Consider the following 16,362-nt stretch of genomic DNA (forward strand, 5'->3'; position numbering starts at 1 on the left):
ATCACTGTTGCGACTCCGGGTGGTGACAGGCGACTTCGTGGCCCGGCGCGATCTCCCGCAGGGCGGGTCGCTCGGCGGCGCAGCGGTCGTCGGCCTTCGGGCAGCGGGTGCGGAAGCGGCAGCCGCTGGGCGGGTTCAGTGGGCTGGGCAGGTCGCCGCGGAGCACGATGCGCTCGCGGCCGCGCTCGGCGTCCGGGTCGGGCAGCGGTACGGCGGACAGCAGGGCGCGGGTGTAGGGGTGGGCCGGCGTGGCGAACAGGGTGTCGCGGTCGGCGGTCTCGACGACGGACCCGAGGTACATGACGGCGATCCGGGTGCTGATCTGCCGGACGGCGCCGAGGTCGTGGGCGATGAACAGGTAGGCGAGACCGTACTCGTCCTGGAGGTCCTTGAGCAGGTTGAGGATCTGGGCCTGCACCGAGACGTCGAGGGCGGAGACCGGCTCGTCGCACACCACCAGCTTCGGCCGCAGGGCCAACGCGCGGGCGATGCCGATGCGTTGGGCCTGGCCGCCGGAGAATTCGTGCGGGTGGCGGTCGGCGTGTTCGGCCTTGAGCCCGACCCGTTCCAGCAGCCGCTCCACCGGCTCGTCGGGTTCCAGCCCCTGGTAGGCGAAGGGCGAGGCGAGGATCCGGCGGACGCTCTGGCGGGGGTTGAGCGAGGAGAGCGGGTCCTGGAAGACCATCTGGAGTTCGCGGCGGACCGGGCGCAGCCGGCCTTCGTCGAGGTCGGCGAGGTCCTGCCCGGCGAATCGGATGGTGCCGGAGGTCGGCCGCTCCAGCCGGGTGAGCAGGCGGGCCACGGTGGACTTGCCGCAGCCGGACTCGCCGACCAGGCCGAGGGTTTCGCCCGGGTCGACCCGCAGCGAGACGCCGTCGACGGCGGTGACGTGTCCGGCGAGGCGCCGGGTGAGGCCGTGCCGGACAGGGAAGCGCTTGACGAGGCCGCGGGTTTCGAGCAGGGGGGGTTCGAGCAGGGGGGGTTCGAGCAGGGGGGGTTCGAGCAAGGGGGTGTCGAGCGGGGGAGTTTCCAGCGGGTGGCTCATGAGCTCGCCTCCAGGGTGGGCAGCCGGTGCGGCAGCGGCCCGTCGACGCGCGGCACGCAGGCGAGCAGGCCCCGGGTGTAGGCCTCCTGCGGCCGGTGGAAGACGTCGTGGACGGTGCCGCGTTCGACCGCTCGGCCGTCGTGCATCACGACGACCTGGTCGGCGAGTCCGGCGACCACGCCCATGTCGTGGGTGATCAGCATGATCGCGGTACCGGCCTCCTGCCGCAGTTCGCGCAGCAGGTCGAGGATCTGGGCCTGGACGGTGACGTCGAGCGCGGTGGTCGGCTCGTCGGCGATCAGCAGGTCCGGCTCCAGGCACAGCGCCATCGCGATCATCACCCGCTGGCGCATCCCGCCGGAGAACTCGTGCGGGTAGGAGCGGGCGCGCCGCTCGGGCTCGGGGATGCCGACGCGCTCCAGCATCCGGACGGCGACCCGGTGGGCCGCCTTCCGCCCGGCCCGGTGGTGGGCCCGGTAGGCCTCGGCGATCTGGAAGGCCACCGGGTAGTACGGGTTGAGGCAGGACAGCGGGTCCTGGAAGACCATGGCGATCCGGTTGCCGCGCAGGCGGCGCAGGGACCGTTGGTCCATGCCCGTCAACTCGCGTCCGTCGAAACGGATTTCGGCGCTGACCCGGGCATCGCGGGGCAGCAGCCCGAGCACGGCGAGGCTGGTGACGGACTTGCCGCTGCCGGACTCCCCGACCACGCCGAGCACCTGCCCGGCCGCGAGGTCGAGGTCGAGTCCGTCGACGGCACGGACACCGGAGGCGAAGTCGACTGTCAGGTCTCGTACGGTGAGGAGGGTCATCCGACGGCCCTCACTCTCGGGTCGAGCACGGCGTAGACGAGGTCGACCATCAGGTTGGCGAGCACCACGAAGCCGGCGGCGAACAGCGTCACGCCGAGGATCACCGGCTGGTCGGCGCCCGCGATGGCGTCGGCGGCGAGCTTGCCGACGCCGGGCAGGCCGAACACCGACTCGGTGATGAGCGCGCCGCCGAGCAGGGCGCCGAGGTCCATGCCGAAGATCGTCACGATCGGCATCAGTGCGGGCCGCAGCGCGTGGCGCCGGACCACGGTGACCTCGGCCAGGCCCTTGGCACGCGCCGTGCGGACGTAGTTCTGGCCGAGGCTCTCCAGCATCTCGCTGCGGGTGACCCGGGCGTACACGCCGGCGTAGAGCATGGCCAGGGTGATCCAGGGCATCACCATCGACTGCGCCCAGCCGGCCGGGTCCTCGGTGAGTGGGACGGCCGTCGGGTAGGGCAGCACGTTCAGCTCGACCACCAGCAGGTACTGGAGCACCAGCGCGGTGAAGTAGACCGGCAGCGAGACCCCGCCGAGGGCGGCCGTCATCGCGGCGCGGTCCCAGAGGCTGCCGCGCCGCAGCGCGGACACCACGCCCGCCGCCACGCCGACGGCCAGCCACAGCAGGGCCGCGCCGACGGCGATGGAGACGCTGACGGGCAGCCGGCCGGTCAGCATCCGCCAGACCGGCTGGTTCGTCTGGAAGCTGAAGCCCAGACAGGGGAACGGACACTGGACGGCCTGCGCGCCGTTGCCGTAGCTGCGGCCGGTGACGATGCCGCCGAGGTAGTCCCCGAACTGGGCGAGCGGGGAGCGGTCCAGGCCGAGGGTGGCGCGGATCGCGGCGAGCCGCTCGGGGCTGCAGGCCTTGCCGCAGGCGCCCTGGGCCGGATCGGCGGGCATCAGGTAGAAGATCGCGAAGGTGATGGCGCAGATCACCAGCAGGACGAGTGCGGTGACGGCCAGTCTTCGCAGCAGGTAGAGGATCATCGTGGTGTGCTCCGGGGGTCGAGCATGTCGCGTACGGCGTCGCCCAGCACGTTGAACGCGAGCACGGTGACGAACAGAAGGACGCCGGGGATGAGGAAGTAGGCCGGGTCGGCGGCGTACCAGGGCACGGCGGTGGCGATCATCTGCCCCCAGGAGGGCGTCGGCGGTTGCACGCCCACGCCGAGGAAGGACAGTCCGGCCTCGGTGGCGACGCAGGCCGGGATCGACATCGTCGCCACCACCAGCACCGGTCCGGTCAGGTTGGGCAGCACCTCGCGCAGCAGCAGGGTCCGCCGGGACGCGCCGAGCACCCGGGCCGCCGCCACGAACTCGCCGCGGGCGAGCACCATCGCCTGCCCGCGCACGATCCGCCCCACGTACGGCCAGCCGAAGAACCCGAGCACCACGACCAGCAGCAGCCGGCGGTCGGCACCGGGCGCGGCCGAGATCAGCGCGATCATGAAGATCAGGCTGGGGAAGGACATCAGCAGGTCCATCAGCCGGCCGATGACGGTGTCGGTCCAACCGCCGAGGAAGCCGGCGAGCAGGCCGAGTGCGGTGCCGAGGACCAGGGACACGGTGGTGGCAAGGACGGCGATCAGCAGCGAGACCCGCGCGCCGTACACCACCCGGGCGAGCACGTCCCGGCCGTTGACGGGTTCCACCCCCAGCCAGTGCTCGGCGCTGATCCCGCCCGCGGCCCCGCGTGGCAGTCCGCCGAGCGCCGGGTCCACCGCCTCGCCGTGGAAGGCTGTCGGGGAGCTGCCGGCCAGCCAGGTGATCAGCGGGGCGGCGAGTGCGGTGAGCACCAGCAGGGCAATCGCGGTCAGCGCCAGCGCCGCCGAGCGCTGGGCCGGCAGCTTGCGCAGGACGGTCACTTCCGCAGCCCCAGCGAGACGAGGTCGAGCCGGCCGACGAAGGCGGTGTGCCCGTACGCGCCGGCCACGTTCGGTCCGACCAGGACGGCGGCCCGGTCCCAGAGGAAGGGGACGACGGGGGCGTCCCGCATGATCCGCCCGGCGAGCTCGCCGTACGCGCTCTGCGCGGCGGCCGGGTCGCCCACGGCCGCGATCTCGTCCAGCCGGGCGTCGACGTCGGGGGAGTCGTACCGGGCGCGGTTGTTGTTGCCCTCGGGGGTGATCAGTCGGCCGTCGAACAGGATCGGCAGGTAGGTGGAGGCGCCCGGCCAGTCCGGCGTCCAGCCGTCGATCACCAGGTCGTGCTGCCGGGCGGGGCTGCCGACCGTGCTGTAGAAGGCCGAGGAGCTGATCTCGTTGATCTTCACGGTGATGCCGGCCCGGGCCAGCGAGGCCTGCACCGCCTCGCCCTGAGCCTTGCCGCCGGCGGTGGCCGGGGTGTCGAGGGTGAGCTCCAGGCCGGAGGCGTGACCGGCCGCGGCGAGCAGGGCCTTGGCCTTGTCCGGGTCGCCCTTGCCGTCCTTGCTCGGGTAAGGGTCCCCGGGGGCCGCGCCGGGCAGGGTGGGGGGCAGCAGAGTGGTGGCGAGGTCTCCCGCGATCGGGCCGCCGCGGGTGGTGCGCAGGGCGTCCTTGTCGAGCGCGTACGCGATGGCCTGCCGCACCCGGACGTCGTCCAGCGGCCGGTGCCCGGTGTTGATGCTGAGGAAGCGGATGTTGATGGACTCGCCGGTGACCAGGCGCTTCTTCAGCTGCGGGTCGTTCATCACCCGTCCGACCGACGCCGGACCGATCGGCTCCAGCGCGACGGCGTCGGCGTCCTCGCCCTGACCGGCGATCAGCCGCTGGTCGACCACCGCCGGGTCGAGGTTGAGGTCGATGACGACCTTGTCCGGCAGACCCTTGCGGACGCTGTCGGTGGCCCGGTCCCACGCGGGGTTGCGGACCAGGGTGAGCCGCTTCTTGGGCTCGAAGGTGTCGATCCGGTACGGACCGGAGGAGAACGGGCGGTTGTCGTAGGCCACGCCGGTGTCCTTGTCCTGCGGCACCGGGGCGAACATCGGCAGCGATACGGCGGAACCGAAGTCGGCCACCGGACGGTTGAGCCGGAAGACGATGGTCCGCTCGTCCGGGGTCTCGATCGACGCGAGCCCGGCCGGGTCCTTGTAGGGCCCTTTGTACGTTTCGCCGCCCGCCAGCCAGAGCCGGGCGTACGGCGGGCCCTCGGGCAGTTCGGCGGCGAAGGTCCGCTCGACGCCGTACTTGACGTCCTTGCTGGTGACGGGCCGGCCGTCCTCGAACTTCACGCCCTCCTTGAGGGTGAAGGTCCAGGTCCGCGCGCCGTCGGCGGGGCGCCCGGTGTCGGTGGCCAGGTCCGGGACGATCTGCCCGCCGGCCTGCCCGGGGGCGGGGGCGAACGTGGTGAGCGTCCGGTAGACCAGCCGGCCCACGTCCTGGGTGGAGGTGACGTAGGCGCGGGACGGGTCCAGGTGCTCCAGGTCGATGCTGGAGAGGACGTGCAGGGTCCCGCCCGGCGCCGGGGTGGCGTCCGCGGCCGGACCGCTGCCGTCCGGCCCACCACAGGCGGCCGCCGACAGCAGTCCGAGGGCCGCGGTCAGGGCGCATGCGGCTCTTCGTGTCCTCATTTGTCCCTCCTCTGTGCGATATGACATTTCACATGTGGGACAAGATTGGGCTGCCCGGACCTCTTTCGGGAGCTCTCAGCTGCCCATAACATCCGCTTATGGAGCTTGAGATACGGCATCTACGGATGATCTGCGCCATCGCCGAGACCGGCAGCCTCACCCGGGCCGCCGCCTCGCTCCGGCTTACCCAGCCGGGCCTCAGCGCCCAACTGCGGCGGATCGAGAGCATGTTGGGCGGCCCGTTGTTCGACCGCCGGTCCACCGGCACCGTCCCGACCGCCTTCGGCGAGACCGTGCTCACCCGCGCCCGCGCCGTCCTCCCCACCGTCGACGAGCTGCTGAACGCCTCCACCCTGGCCGCCCGCACCGGCAGCCCGACGCCCCGCTTCCGGCTCGGGTCCGTCAACGCCCCGCTGCTCGGCGGGCTGATAACCGCGCTGCACACCCACCACCCCGAGGCGCGGATCGCCTCCCGCGCCCAGGGCTCGTCCGTTCCCCTGATCGACGACCTCGCGCACGGGCGCCTCGACGCCGCCGTGGTCGGCGACTGCCCCGGCTACGAGCTGCCCGCGCGGCCGGGCGTGGTCCTGCGGCCGGTGGTCACCGAGCCCGTGTTCGTCGCCCTGCCGGCCGGCCACCGCCTCGCCGCCCGGCCGGAGGTCCACCTGGGCGAACTGGAGGACGAGGACTGGGTCTCACCGCGCCCGGACGACGACCGGGTCCGCGAGTACTGGTCCACCACCTTCCACGCGACCGGCCACCGGATGCGCACCGCCCACGAGGCGGAGGGGCGGCTGCTGCTCGAACTGGTCCGCAGCGGGCACGCGGTGAGCCTGTGCCAGGCCACCTTCGAGGAGGTGCCGGGCATCGCCGTACGGCCCATCGCCGGCGACCCGCTCTGGTACCGGCACCTGGTCGCTTGGCACCGGGCGGGGCAGCTGGCCGCCCTGGGCACGGCACTCGTCGAGCACGCGCGCGCGGCCCACCGGGTCGCGGCCGAGCGCAGCTCGGCGTACCAGCGGTGGCTCCGCGTCGCCGGGGACCGATGCACGGCGGCGGCCACAGGCTGACCTCTTCCTTCCGGACCTCACCGCGTGCCCCGAACGGGTCGCCCGCCGTGCCAAGCTCTTCCGGTTCCGCTACCCCAACGCCCCCACGGCCGCACTCGCCACCCGCGAGTTCTTCGACGACCTGGCCTGCTTCGCGCTCGAGCACGACATGCTCGTCGCTTCGGACGCCGCGTACAGCGAGATCTACCACGACTGCCCGCCCCCGCCGTCCTTCCTCCAATCGCCGGGGGCGATGGACCGCGGTATCGAGTTCCACTCCCTGTCCAAGGCGTACAACATGCCCGGCTGGCGGGTCGGCTTCGCGGCCGGCAACACCGCGGCCGTCGACGCCCTGCGCACCGTCAAGACGCATACCGACTCCGGCACCTTCGCCGCGATCCAGCACGCGGCCGTCGCGGCACTGGGCGACACCACCGGCTATCCCGATCTCCTGCGTGTCACCTACCGCGACCGCATGCGGCTGCTCTGCGACGGCCTCCAGGGCGCCGGGCTCGACGTCCTGCGGCCCAACGCGACCTTCTACTGTCCGGTCCGCAACCCGGATGGCATGACCAGCGAGAGCTTCGCGAAACGCCTGCTCGAGGACGCCCGGGAGCTCGGCATCCCCGCAACCGGCTTCGGCCCCGGCGGCGAAGGGTACCTGCGGCTGACCGTCCGTTCCGACACCGCGCAAATCACCGAAGCAGTACGGCGCATCACCGCCGTCACCTGGTGAAGCCCGCGCCAGGTTCGGGTGGGAGCGGAGGTTCCCCCGACGTCTCCAGCGAGAGCCCTGCCACCGGGGCAGGTGGTGGGTGGCTAGCCGCGTACGCACCAGCGCCTCGGCAGCCCCGGCGGGCTCGTAAGGATCGAGAGAAGGAAGCCCGGATCGCGACGGCCGGCCTGGTTCGAACTGACCCCAGGTGGTTCGAACTGACGCCATGTGGCCGATTGCTGACTGTGAGTCATGACATGATCGATGTGTGGTCGGCATCGAGCCGGCTCTCCGAGGAGGTATCGCCATGCCCGAGATCGACGGCTACGCCGACGACGAGACAGAGCTGGTCATCAACACCGTCGACGGTCCGCAGGAGGGAGAGACCCTCGCCGACGATGGGCAGGACGTCGCCGGCCAGGGCCTCGCAGTAGAGGCCAAGACACGCGGAAGCGTGATGGGCGAGGGACAGATGTAGGAGTCGGCCGCCGCTCGCTCGCGCCACCTGGATCATCCCCAGGCCGTGAGCAAGTGGCAGGTGTACAGGGCTTCCGTCGCCACCCGGTGATCTGGAGAGGCAGTGGCGGTGTCGTCACGCTCCCCTGACCTCGATCATGTGTGCCAGAGCATCGCGTGGTTCACCCGAACGGGGGTTTCGCTCCGGGAGGTCGGCGAGTGGGGGCGGGGTAGGGAGGGGACATGGAATCTCTTGCCGACCCGTACGACGATCCGGGTGAGCCGCACCTCTCCTATCCGGCTCGCCGGAATCCGTATGCCGATACCGTCCGGACCGGGCACCGGAGTTGGGCCGACCGCCACGGCTTTGCCCCGGGGGTCGGGGTGGAGCAGGCTGCCTGGTGCCACCCCGACGCCCCACCGGACGAACTGGCCCTGATGGCCGCCTGGTACAGCTGGGCCGCGCAGCCCGTGGATACCCCCGAGGAGCTTCTGGACCGGGCGCGGGCCGATCTCCTGGCCCGAACCACGGAGGGCTGCACCGCCGACTGGTGCCGCCGCTTCGCCGAGCGCACAGACAGGCTGAGCGACCGTCGTCCGGACCCGGCGACCTTCCCCCCGGCGACCTGCTCGCCCACCTGGACGCCCGCCGCCCGTTCGCCGCGTGGGCCGCCGTTCTGGTCGAGCGCGCCACCGGGCGCCGGCCGTCCTTGCCGGCCGTGGCCGCCTTCGCCGACGCCGCCGTGCTGCTGGCCGACCTGCTCGACGGGCAGGCCCCGAACGCCGTCCGGGTGCTCGGTGAACTACTGCGCTGCGAGCGGCGCACCGCTGCCCGGTACGCCGACCGGCTCCGTACCGCCCGGCTGCACCAATTCGAACACAGCGGTGCCGACCAGGGACTGCGGGACTGGCTGGCCGGCCATCGCGAACTGCACCTGCGCCGCGTGGGCCGCCGTCCCGCGCCGGGCGGCCTGAACGGCCTGGGCAGCTCCGCCGCGCGGCTGGCCGGGCAGTACGCGCCGGTGCTGCCCGAACAGCCGTCCGCCACGGCCTCCCCGGGCTATCCCTTCGCCCTGCCGCCCTTCCGACTGCCCTGGCCCGCCCGGCTCAACCCGCATCTGGAACAGGCCCGTCTGGAGGCCAAGGACTGGGCCCGTGAGGTCGGCCTGCTGGCCCCGGTGACCGCGCCGCCCGGCCCGCCGATCTGGACCGAGCCAGGCTTCGACAGCGACGACTGGCCGCTGTTCGCCGCCCTCACCCATCCTGACGCCTGCACCCGGCAGCTCACTCTGGTCGCCCAATGGGATGTGTGCCTGTTGGCCCTCGACGACCATTTCGTCACCGCGTACAAGCTCCCGCGCGACCTGGCGGGGGCACGTGCCTTCACTGCCCGGGTCCCCCTCTTCATGCCCCTGGACGACGAGGCGGTCCCGCCCCCCGGCAACCAGGTCGAGCATGCGCTGGCCGAGCTCTGGGCCCGCACCGCACCGGACATGCCCCCGACCCTGCGACGCCGCTTCCCGGCCCACGTCGTCGACTTCGTCGCAGCCAACCTGGAGGAACTGGACGCCATCGCGCAGCAGCGCGTCCCCGACCCGGTGCACTACCTGGAATTTCGCCGGGCCAGCGCCGGAACGGACCTCTCGATCGGCCTTACCGGGAACCGGCCGTCCTCCACCGATGCGCTGCGCAGGCTGGAGGACGCCTTCGCCGACAGCGTCGGGCTGCGCAACGACATCTACTCCTACCGCAAGGAGATCGACGAGGAACGCGAGGTCAGCAACGCGGTCCTGGCCGTGCGCCGCCTTCTCGGCGGAAGCCTCCAGCAGGCCGTGGACGTCACGTACCGGCTCTTCGAGCAGCGCGTCGCCGAGTTCCAGCGGATCGCCGACCAGGAGCTGGGGAACGAGCACGCCTCCTACGTGGCCGCGCTCCAGGACTGGATGGCCGGTGACAACGAGTGGTACCGGCGCACAGGCCGCTACCGCGCGGGGAGCAGCCGGTCGCTGTTCCCGTTCCGGGTTCCCGCCGCACCGTGCGGCCTGACGCAAGGCCTGGCGGCAGGGCCGGAGCTGCTGGGTCACAGCGGCCGGTAGCCTGGCACGCAGAACGAAACGGCTCACGCCCCCAGGCCGGCCGCCGACACCCCGTCGGGCGGCCGGTCTGTCGTGTTCGGCGGCTTCCCTCGCTCCACCGCGGGCGACGCACTCCCGACCCGGACCTGTCGTCGGGGCGGGGTGAACGGGTCGCAGCCGGTGGCGGCTCCGGGATGCCGTCGTGCCGTAGCCGGAGCGCGACGCGGGTTTGTCCGAGCCCCGCCCGTACCCGAGAGCATCGCGGCGCTGCTACCCAGGGACGGGGAGGGCATGTACCGGCCCATGGTGACGGTCTCGCAGTCCGATCAGGATGACCCCGTCGCTGTGATCAGCTACGGCTGTCCGTGAGTCAGTCATCGCCGAATTCGAACTCGGCTGTGACGGGTGCGTGGTCGCTCCACCGCTCGGCGTGGGAGGCTGCGCGTTCGACGTAGGCCTTGACGCAGGTGTCTGCAAGCTTCTGACTGGCCATCAGATAGTCGATCCGCCAGCGGATAGGCGCCTTTTGTAAAAGGTCCACCCGTTCGAGTGCAGGTTGTTCGAGGGTGCCCGCTGGCCTGGGCGGTAGGGGGCCTCCTATGGGCAGCATGACAGCTTTGGCGCCGGTTCGGGCGGTGGTGGGTTCGCGTGTCTCGGACACGCACGGCAACGAGGGCAAGGTCTCGCACCTGGTCCAGGCGGAGTCGGGGACGAGGCACGCGCTGGCGAAGGAGTGGGAGGTCGTCGGGTCCTTCGAGGACCTGGACGTCTCCGCCCAGATCACGCCGTGGAAGCGCCCCGACCTGGGCCCGTGGCTCACCGAGCGCCAGGGCGAGTGGGACGCGATGGTGTGGGCCAAGGTCGACCGGGCGTTCCGCTCGGCCAAGGACTGTGCGGATGTGGCGCACTGGGCGGAGGAGAACCACAAGGTCCTGGTCTTCACGGACGACGGCATCACCCTGGACTACCGCAAGGGTCAGGAACGGTCGTTCGGGAACGAGCTGGCCAAGACCTTCCTGATGCTGGCGTCGATCTTCGCCGAGATGGAGCTCAAGCGGATCAAGGCCAGGGTCACTGCCGCGCACAAGCACCTGCGGAAGACAGACCGCTGGGCGGGCGGACAGCCGCCCTACGGGTACCGGATCATCGACCGCCTCGGCGGCGGCCGCACCCTGGAGCCGGACCCGGTGACCTCCGAGGCCGTTCGCTACATGGGCAAGCTCCTCCTGGAGGGGCAGAGCCAGTGGATGATCGCCACGGCCCTGGAGGCCGCCGGCTTCGACACGCCGTCGATGCACGCGTACAAGAACCAGGGCGACAGCTACTCGAGCAAGCGCAAGACGCCGCCGTCGAACCACTGGAACCCGACCAGCGTGGGGAAGATCCTGCGCTCGCCGGCGACGATGGGCCTGAAGTTGACCGGCCGCTCGGTGAAGGCGCGCAAGGTCGCCCGGGATGCGAAGGGCCTGCCGATCCGGATGGCCACGCCGCTGTTCACGGAGGAGGAGTGGGCCGCGATCCAGGCGGCGATGGACGAGCGGTCGGTCACCAAGGAGCGCTCCAACGGCGCCTCGCCCTGGCTCGGCGTGCCGTACTGCGACCGGTTCTACCGGCAGGTGAACCTCGCGAAGAACGGCAAGATCTACGAGTACTACCGGTGCGCGAAGACGGCCGGCAAGCCCGCCTGCAAGGGCCAGTCCGTCAAGGGCGAGCGCGTCACCGCAGCGGTCACGGCGCTGGTTGAGCGCCTGGCCGGGCTGGCGATGACGGTACGCAGATTCATCCCCGGCGAGGACCACACCGAGCAGCTCAACCACGTCACCCAGGCCATGAAGGATCTCCGGGAGGAGAAGCGCCGGAACCTGTTCGACTACCCCGGCGGCGACGACGAATACTCCGAAGCCCTCGAAGTCCTCGTCGACGAACGCCGCCGCCTCGCCGCGCTCCCGCAACGCCCGTCCGCCTGGGTCGAGGTCGAAACCGGGCAGACCTTCGCCGACGCCTGGACCCAAGCCGACCAGGAAAGGCGCCGCCAACTGCTTCTCGGCCTCAAGGCCCGCCTCTACATGACACCCACCATCGAAGGCTGGTACCTGCCCGCCGAACTCGAAGCACGAGTACGACAGACGAAGTGTGCTGAAAGCTTGGCGTCGGGCGCGTGGTGCGCGGGACCGTCGGGACCCCCGACGAACTTGCGGGCGATGCCGGCGGCCTCGTCGCCGACGATGAACCGGCGGACCGCGCAGGCTCAGCTCCCAGCGCCGGCACGGGTCGCGGTCTTCGGCGTGCAATGCCGCCAGCTCCTCGGCGTACCGGACCTCGGCGGGCGGTCGCTGGAGCTCCTCCTCGGCGGTGGTCGTGGTCACGGGCGGCCTTTCCCCGGGGGGTCGGTGAGGTCGCGAGGGGTCACAGCGTGGTCAGCTCGGTGAGGTCGGCGATCACCTCGGAGGCGATCACCGGGTCGAGCTCGGCGAAGGTCGGGAAGGTGCGGTTGTGGGTCCAGTAGTCTCCCGGGCGCCTGTCGAGCCACACAGTTTCCACCCGCTGCTCGGGGTACGAGTCGAACATGCCGACGGCGATGCCCTCCTCCGGGGCGATCACCACGTAGAGATCGGGCCCGACCCGGCGGGACAGCCACCGCTCGACGCCGTTGTCCTCGGGCTCGCCGCGCCGCCAGCCGCGCCGTTCCATGCCGACCAGCCGGACGGTGGGCAGCACCGGACCGTTCTCGAAGCGGGTGAGGCGGTGTCCGGCCCGCTCCTCGTCGCTCAGCGCGTGCACCGGGCGGCCGAGCTGTCGGAACGGCTGCAGGATCTCGTAGTCGGCGAACAGCTCCGACCAGTCGGCGAGGCCGTCGCCGAGCAGGAGCGGGTGCGCCAGCCGGACGCAGGCCGTGGCCGGCAGAGCGAACGCCTCGTCCCGGACGTCCGCCAGGGTGCGGTCCTCGGCGATGCGGAACGCCGTTACCCTGCCGTCCGTCTCGGACAGCCACACCAGGCGGCGCACCAGGTGCCACAGCAGCGGATGCCCGACGAGGAGCTGGTTGAACTCCTGTGCTGTCCAGGAGCGTTGGGTGACCATCGCCTCTTCCAGGCGGCGGATCTGATCCGCCGCCGTCGTGCGGACGTCCTTCTTCAGCGCGGCGAAGCGCTTGCGCTCGGCGGGCGCCAGCTCGACGTCGTCCCCCGCCCCCGGAGCGGGCAGGTCCTTGCGGCGGGCGCCAGCCGCGTCCAGCACGTACGGCTTGAGCTGCTCGTCGAAGCCGACCGTGAACGTCCGGGTGCCGTAGTCGATGACGGTGGTCCCATCGGCGTCCAGCCCGAAGTCCGGGACCAGGCGGTCGGACAACTGCTCCCCGGTCAGGCCGAGACCGGCTGCCACTTCGGCGATCTTCTCCTGGGCCCGGGTCTTGAGCGCCTTGAACTTCACCCGCTGAGCGATGCCGTGCAGGTGCAGCAGGGCCACGTCGGTGCCGATGGCGGCCAGCACCTCCAGGCCGTCCACCGCACGATGGTGGGCCCCTTCGCCCGGCCAGGCGCGGAGCACCGGCGTCAGCCGGCGGACCGTCTCGTCGTCACCGAACCGGCCGAGCACGTGCAGCGCCCAGCCGTCCTGGGCGGGCATGCCGGCCAGCCGCCACTGATCGAACACCGCCCAGCAGAATTCCGTCAACGACCGCGGCTCGCACAGCCGGACTACCTGGTCGAGGCCCGGGTAGAACGCCCCGGGCGCGGACAGCGCGAGCATGGTGAGCACGTGCCGTACCGCCTCGGCGGGCAGGGCGCCCTCGCCGCCGCGCAGCAGCAGCTGCGGCAGCATCACCGGCTCCGTCCAGTCGCAGGGCGGGGGCAGCTTCGCCGGGAGCGCGGTCACCAGCGGGTCGGCCGACAGCAGTGCGCCCACGGCCTCCTCCGCCTTCGGCCCGTATTCGCCGGCCGCCTCGCGCACCGCCGCCGCGCCGTGCGCCTCGGCGATCACCCGCAGGGCCTGCTCGGCGCCGTGCCGGGCCGGCCCGGTCTTCCCGAGCGCGACGGGCACCAGTAGCCGCGCCGCGTCCACGCCGTGCCGGGTGAACCAGGAACGCGCTGTGCTCCCGGCCGATTTGAGGCGCACCAGCCAGTCCACCATGGTCTCGGCCACCTGGGCGTCCAGGTACGGAAGCAGCAGGGGCGCGTGCGTGGCCGGGTTCCCCGCCGCTGCGGCCCGGATCGGTTCGACGGCGTCCGTACCGAAGCGGGCGGCGACTCGGCGCAGGGAGTCCCCGGAGTGCCAGATACGCTCACCGGCGCGCCACTGCGCGAGCAGGGGCCGGGCCAACTCCTCGTCGCCGTAAGCGAACAGCGCGAGCTCGGCGTGCTGCCCGCCGCGCAGCCGCGCGTCCTCGGGTTGCCCGATCCTGGCCCGGATCGTGGCCGCGACCCGCTGCCAGTCGTCGTCCGACCAGCTCGTGTACCAGGACTCGGAGGTCGCCGCCCACGCCTCGCGCTCACCCGGCAGCCACCGCATCTGCGGTTCCTGCGGGGCGGTGAGGCCGATCAGCACGCGGGGCTTGCCGGTGACGCGCGGCCGCGTCCACGGCGGGCTGGTGAACAGCTCCGGCAGCGAGTCGGGGCCGACCTCCGGCACCCGCTCGCCGAGGTCGGTGAGGGGCTCGACCAGGGCCGCCTGCTCCGGCGTCAGTTTCGGCAGCAGTTCGAGCGCGGTCGCGCGGTGGACCGCGACGTGGCCGGTGAGGAGCTGCCGGGCGAGCTGCTGCGCGGCCGGGTCGGTGGAGGCCACCGCGGCCTCGGCGAGCAGGCGCAGGGCACGCCGGGGGAAGCGGCGGAGACCGGCCAGGAGGGCAGCGCGGGTGGACTTGATGCCGTCCTGCTGGGCCAGCAACCCCCGAAAACCCTCGTCGGAGGGGAGCTCGGCGAGCGCGTCCAGGATCCGCTTCTTACCGTCCTTGTGGTGGTAGCTGGTGGTCAGGTCGTGCAGCATCACCGGTGCTACGTCGCCGCCGAGGCCCTCAGCCACGGTCGCAATGATCTCGGTGGACCACCCGTCATAGCCCAGGCTCGGCAGCGGGGGGAGCTTCTCCAGCGGTTCCGCCGAGGAGAGCGAGCACAGCAGCATCGACCACTCGACGGCGACCAGCCGGGAGCCCGACGCGACGCACTCCTCGACCCAGGCGGTCTCGGACGGCACCAGGTACGCAGCCACCACCAGGCGGGTCAGATTGTTCCGGCAGCCCGCCAGGGCCTCGACCGCCGCGCGGTGGGTCTCCTCGTCGCAATCCGCCAGCAGCGACCGGACCCGGTCCGCGGCGGGACGGTACCCGCCGTGCCTCTGGTTGGCCCCGCGCCGGACGCGGGGGTGGACGGATCTCTGGTGGATCCAGTCGGTTTCGACAGCCGTCGTGAACAGCTCGACGGTGGCCCTGGCCGCGAACGGCAGGCCGAACTCCGCCACCCAGGCGTCCACGGCCACGCGGACCCCGTTGCTGGGATACGAGAACACGGCGGCGAGCACCGCCGCACCGAGCGGGTCCCGGCTGCCGGACTGGTGGGCGCGGGCGGCCGCGACCAGCTCCGGGTCACTGCGCTCCGCGGCGAGCGTCTGCTCCAGCCAGTCTCCCATCTGCCGCAGCCCATCGTGGTACGAGGTCACCGGGCCCTTCCCCGGCGCGGACGGCTTCCGGGGAATGCCGCCCCGGCGCGGGATCAGGGCCCGACGCCAGGCGTCCGGCATGACGAAGACGTCCTCGTCCTCGGGACCGGCGGCCTCGGCCGTGAGCGCGGACACGCCGGGCTGCGCCACGGGCACCGAATCCGCCGCCGCATCGGGCTCCGTACCTGCCCCCGCAAAGATCTCGCGGTAGCCCTTGCGCTCCTTCTCGGCGACCACCTTGGCGAATTGCGCCTGCGCCTCCTCCACGGTCGGGAACGACTTGACCTGCTCCCGCCCGCCCGTACCGGACCGCCCGTACCGCACAGTCACCGCGACACCGTCGACCGCGGCCTCCCAGAACTTGTCCGAGCCGCCCTCGACGAACTCCCAGCGCCGCACAGCCCCGCCCCTCTCCTCGCACTGATGATCAGGAGACGAACGTTAGCGAGCCCCACCGACAAGTCCCCGGCCGACCGCCCCCGCACTCACCTCCCCGCCGAAGTCACCGTGCGCCGGCGCCTCGTGCCTCAGCGAGTGGCGTACACGTCCTGGACGTGTCGGCTGGCGTCGATCAGTGACTGGAGCCACGTCTCGGCGTCGTCCTCCCGCGCGTCGGGGGTGTGGCTCAGGTAGAGGGCGCGGAACGCGGCCCGTACGCCGGGGCCATGCGAGCGTCGTCGCCGCAGACGTAGACCTGGGCCCCGGCTTCGAGCAGGACCAGCCTCCTCGCCCTCCGCCGCGATGCGGTCCTGGACGAAGCGTGCGCCCGTCACCGGCGGGTCGAAGTAGGGAGGCAGGGGCTCGCAGGGAGCTCCTGAGGCCCTTGATCACTCCCGTGATGAGAGCGCACTTGGCCTTCGGGGGGCACGGCTCTGCGAAGGCCTGTGCGTACGCTTGCCGCCCGATCGTGACTTTTACAAACCGACGCGTTCCCGGAAAAGAGACTGACTTCCACTCAGGGAATGGCGATCACCGCGTAGCCCCATTCGCGAGGACATAGCTGCTGCGGTCA

Annotated in this window: 10 protein-coding genes and 2 pseudogenes; 5 read left to right on the forward strand and 7 right to left on the reverse strand. The window is 71.9% G+C overall.

The window, feature by feature from the left end:
- Position 1: 1 nt before the first annotated feature.
- The 5 genes from ACFVYI_RS13010 to ACFVYI_RS13030 are packed head-to-tail and all read right to left on the reverse strand — an operon-like array spanning position 2 to position 5,406.
- The gene (locus tag ACFVYI_RS13010) at positions 2-1,045 is read right to left on the reverse strand and encodes an ABC transporter ATP-binding protein (RefSeq protein WP_387884282.1); all 1,044 of its coding nucleotides are present in this window, start codon (positions 1,043-1,045) and stop codon (positions 2-4) included.
- Positions 1,042-1,857, reverse strand: coding sequence for an ABC transporter ATP-binding protein (locus ACFVYI_RS13015; RefSeq protein WP_387884285.1), 816 nt, complete (start codon positions 1,855-1,857; stop codon positions 1,042-1,044). The genes ACFVYI_RS13010 and ACFVYI_RS13015 overlap by 4 nt, the downstream gene beginning before the upstream one ends.
- Positions 1,854-2,846, reverse strand: a complete 993-nt coding sequence (locus ACFVYI_RS13020; RefSeq protein WP_387884287.1) for an ABC transporter permease — start codon at positions 2,844-2,846, stop codon at positions 1,854-1,856. Before ACFVYI_RS13020 ends, ACFVYI_RS13015 begins: the two co-directional genes overlap by 4 nt.
- A complete protein-coding gene (locus ACFVYI_RS13025; protein WP_387884290.1) occupies positions 2,843-3,724 on the reverse strand; it encodes an ABC transporter permease in 882 nt (293 codons plus the stop codon). The genes ACFVYI_RS13020 and ACFVYI_RS13025 overlap by 4 nt, the downstream gene beginning before the upstream one ends.
- Positions 3,721-5,406, reverse strand: coding sequence for an ABC transporter substrate-binding protein (locus tag ACFVYI_RS13030; protein WP_387884293.1), 1,686 nt, complete (start codon positions 5,404-5,406; stop codon positions 3,721-3,723). The genes ACFVYI_RS13025 and ACFVYI_RS13030 overlap by 4 nt, the downstream gene beginning before the upstream one ends.
- Before the next feature lie 98 nt (positions 5,407-5,504).
- Between ACFVYI_RS13030 and ACFVYI_RS13035 the strand changes: the two genes are divergently transcribed.
- The 4 genes and pseudogenes from ACFVYI_RS13035 to ACFVYI_RS13050 all read left to right on the forward strand — a co-directional run bounded on the left by ACFVYI_RS13035 (position 5,505) and on the right by ACFVYI_RS13050 (position 9,722).
- Positions 5,505-6,476: a LysR substrate-binding domain-containing protein gene (locus ACFVYI_RS13035; RefSeq protein ID WP_387884295.1), complete on the forward strand. Its 972-nt coding sequence runs from the start codon at positions 5,505-5,507 to the stop codon at positions 6,474-6,476.
- A gap of 19 nt (positions 6,477-6,495) precedes the next feature.
- Positions 6,496-7,191: pseudogene (locus ACFVYI_RS13040) on the forward strand (aminotransferase class I/II-fold pyridoxal phosphate-dependent enzyme); the annotation flags it as partial.
- Between the two features lie 286 nt (positions 7,192-7,477).
- Positions 7,478-7,648 carry a hypothetical protein gene (locus ACFVYI_RS13045; protein WP_387884298.1) on the forward strand — a complete coding sequence of 57 codons (171 nt, stop codon included), beginning with the start codon at positions 7,478-7,480 and terminating at the stop codon, positions 7,646-7,648.
- Positions 7,649-8,177: 529 nt separating this feature from the next.
- Positions 8,178-9,722 carry a hypothetical protein gene (locus ACFVYI_RS13050; protein ID WP_387884300.1) on the forward strand — a complete coding sequence of 515 codons (1,545 nt, stop codon included), beginning with the start codon at positions 8,178-8,180 and terminating at the stop codon, positions 9,720-9,722.
- A gap of 349 nt (positions 9,723-10,071) precedes the next feature.
- Here the strand turns inward: ACFVYI_RS13050 and ACFVYI_RS13055 are convergent.
- Positions 10,072-10,212 (reverse strand): annotated as a pseudogene (locus ACFVYI_RS13055) (exodeoxyribonuclease III); the annotation flags it as partial.
- Between the two features lie 97 nt (positions 10,213-10,309).
- On the opposite strand from ACFVYI_RS13055, the gene ACFVYI_RS13060 reads away from it, so the two are divergent.
- Complete coding sequence (locus ACFVYI_RS13060; RefSeq protein ID WP_387884302.1) at positions 10,310-12,130, forward strand: recombinase family protein; 1,821 nt, start codon at positions 10,310-10,312, stop codon at positions 12,128-12,130.
- On the opposite strand, the gene ACFVYI_RS13065 is transcribed toward ACFVYI_RS13060, so the two are convergent.
- A complete protein-coding gene (locus tag ACFVYI_RS13065) occupies positions 12,108-15,749 on the reverse strand; it encodes a WGR and DUF4132 domain-containing protein (RefSeq protein ID WP_387884304.1) in 3,642 nt (1,213 codons plus the stop codon). The genes ACFVYI_RS13060 and ACFVYI_RS13065 overlap by 23 nt on opposite strands.
- Between the last annotated feature and the right edge of the window lie 613 nt (positions 15,750-16,362).

Origin of the sequence: Kitasatospora sp. NPDC058218, from assembly GCF_042882445.1 — a bacterium.
Classification (GTDB): Bacteria; Actinomycetota; Actinomycetes; order Streptomycetales; family Streptomycetaceae; genus Kitasatospora.

Coding starts and splice junctions, on each gene's coding strand:
- ACFVYI_RS13010 (WP_387884282.1), bottom strand. CDS start 1,045: ATGAGCCACCCGCTGGAAACTCCCCCGCTCGACACCCCCTTGCTCGAA.
- ACFVYI_RS13045 (WP_387884298.1), top strand. CDS start 7,478: ATGCCCGAGATCGACGGCTACGCCGACGACGAGACAGAGCTGGTCATC.
- ACFVYI_RS13060 (WP_387884302.1), top strand. CDS start 10,310: ATGACAGCTTTGGCGCCGGTTCGGGCGGTGGTGGGTTCGCGTGTCTCG.
- ACFVYI_RS13035 (WP_387884295.1), top strand. CDS start 5,505: ATGGAGCTTGAGATACGGCATCTACGGATGATCTGCGCCATCGCCGAG.
- ACFVYI_RS13030 (WP_387884293.1), bottom strand. CDS start 5,406: ATGAGGACACGAAGAGCCGCATGCGCCCTGACCGCGGCCCTCGGACTG.
- ACFVYI_RS13015 (WP_387884285.1), bottom strand. CDS start 1,857: ATGACCCTCCTCACCGTACGAGACCTGACAGTCGACTTCGCCTCCGGT.
- ACFVYI_RS13020 (WP_387884287.1), bottom strand. CDS start 2,846: ATGATCCTCTACCTGCTGCGAAGACTGGCCGTCACCGCACTCGTCCTG.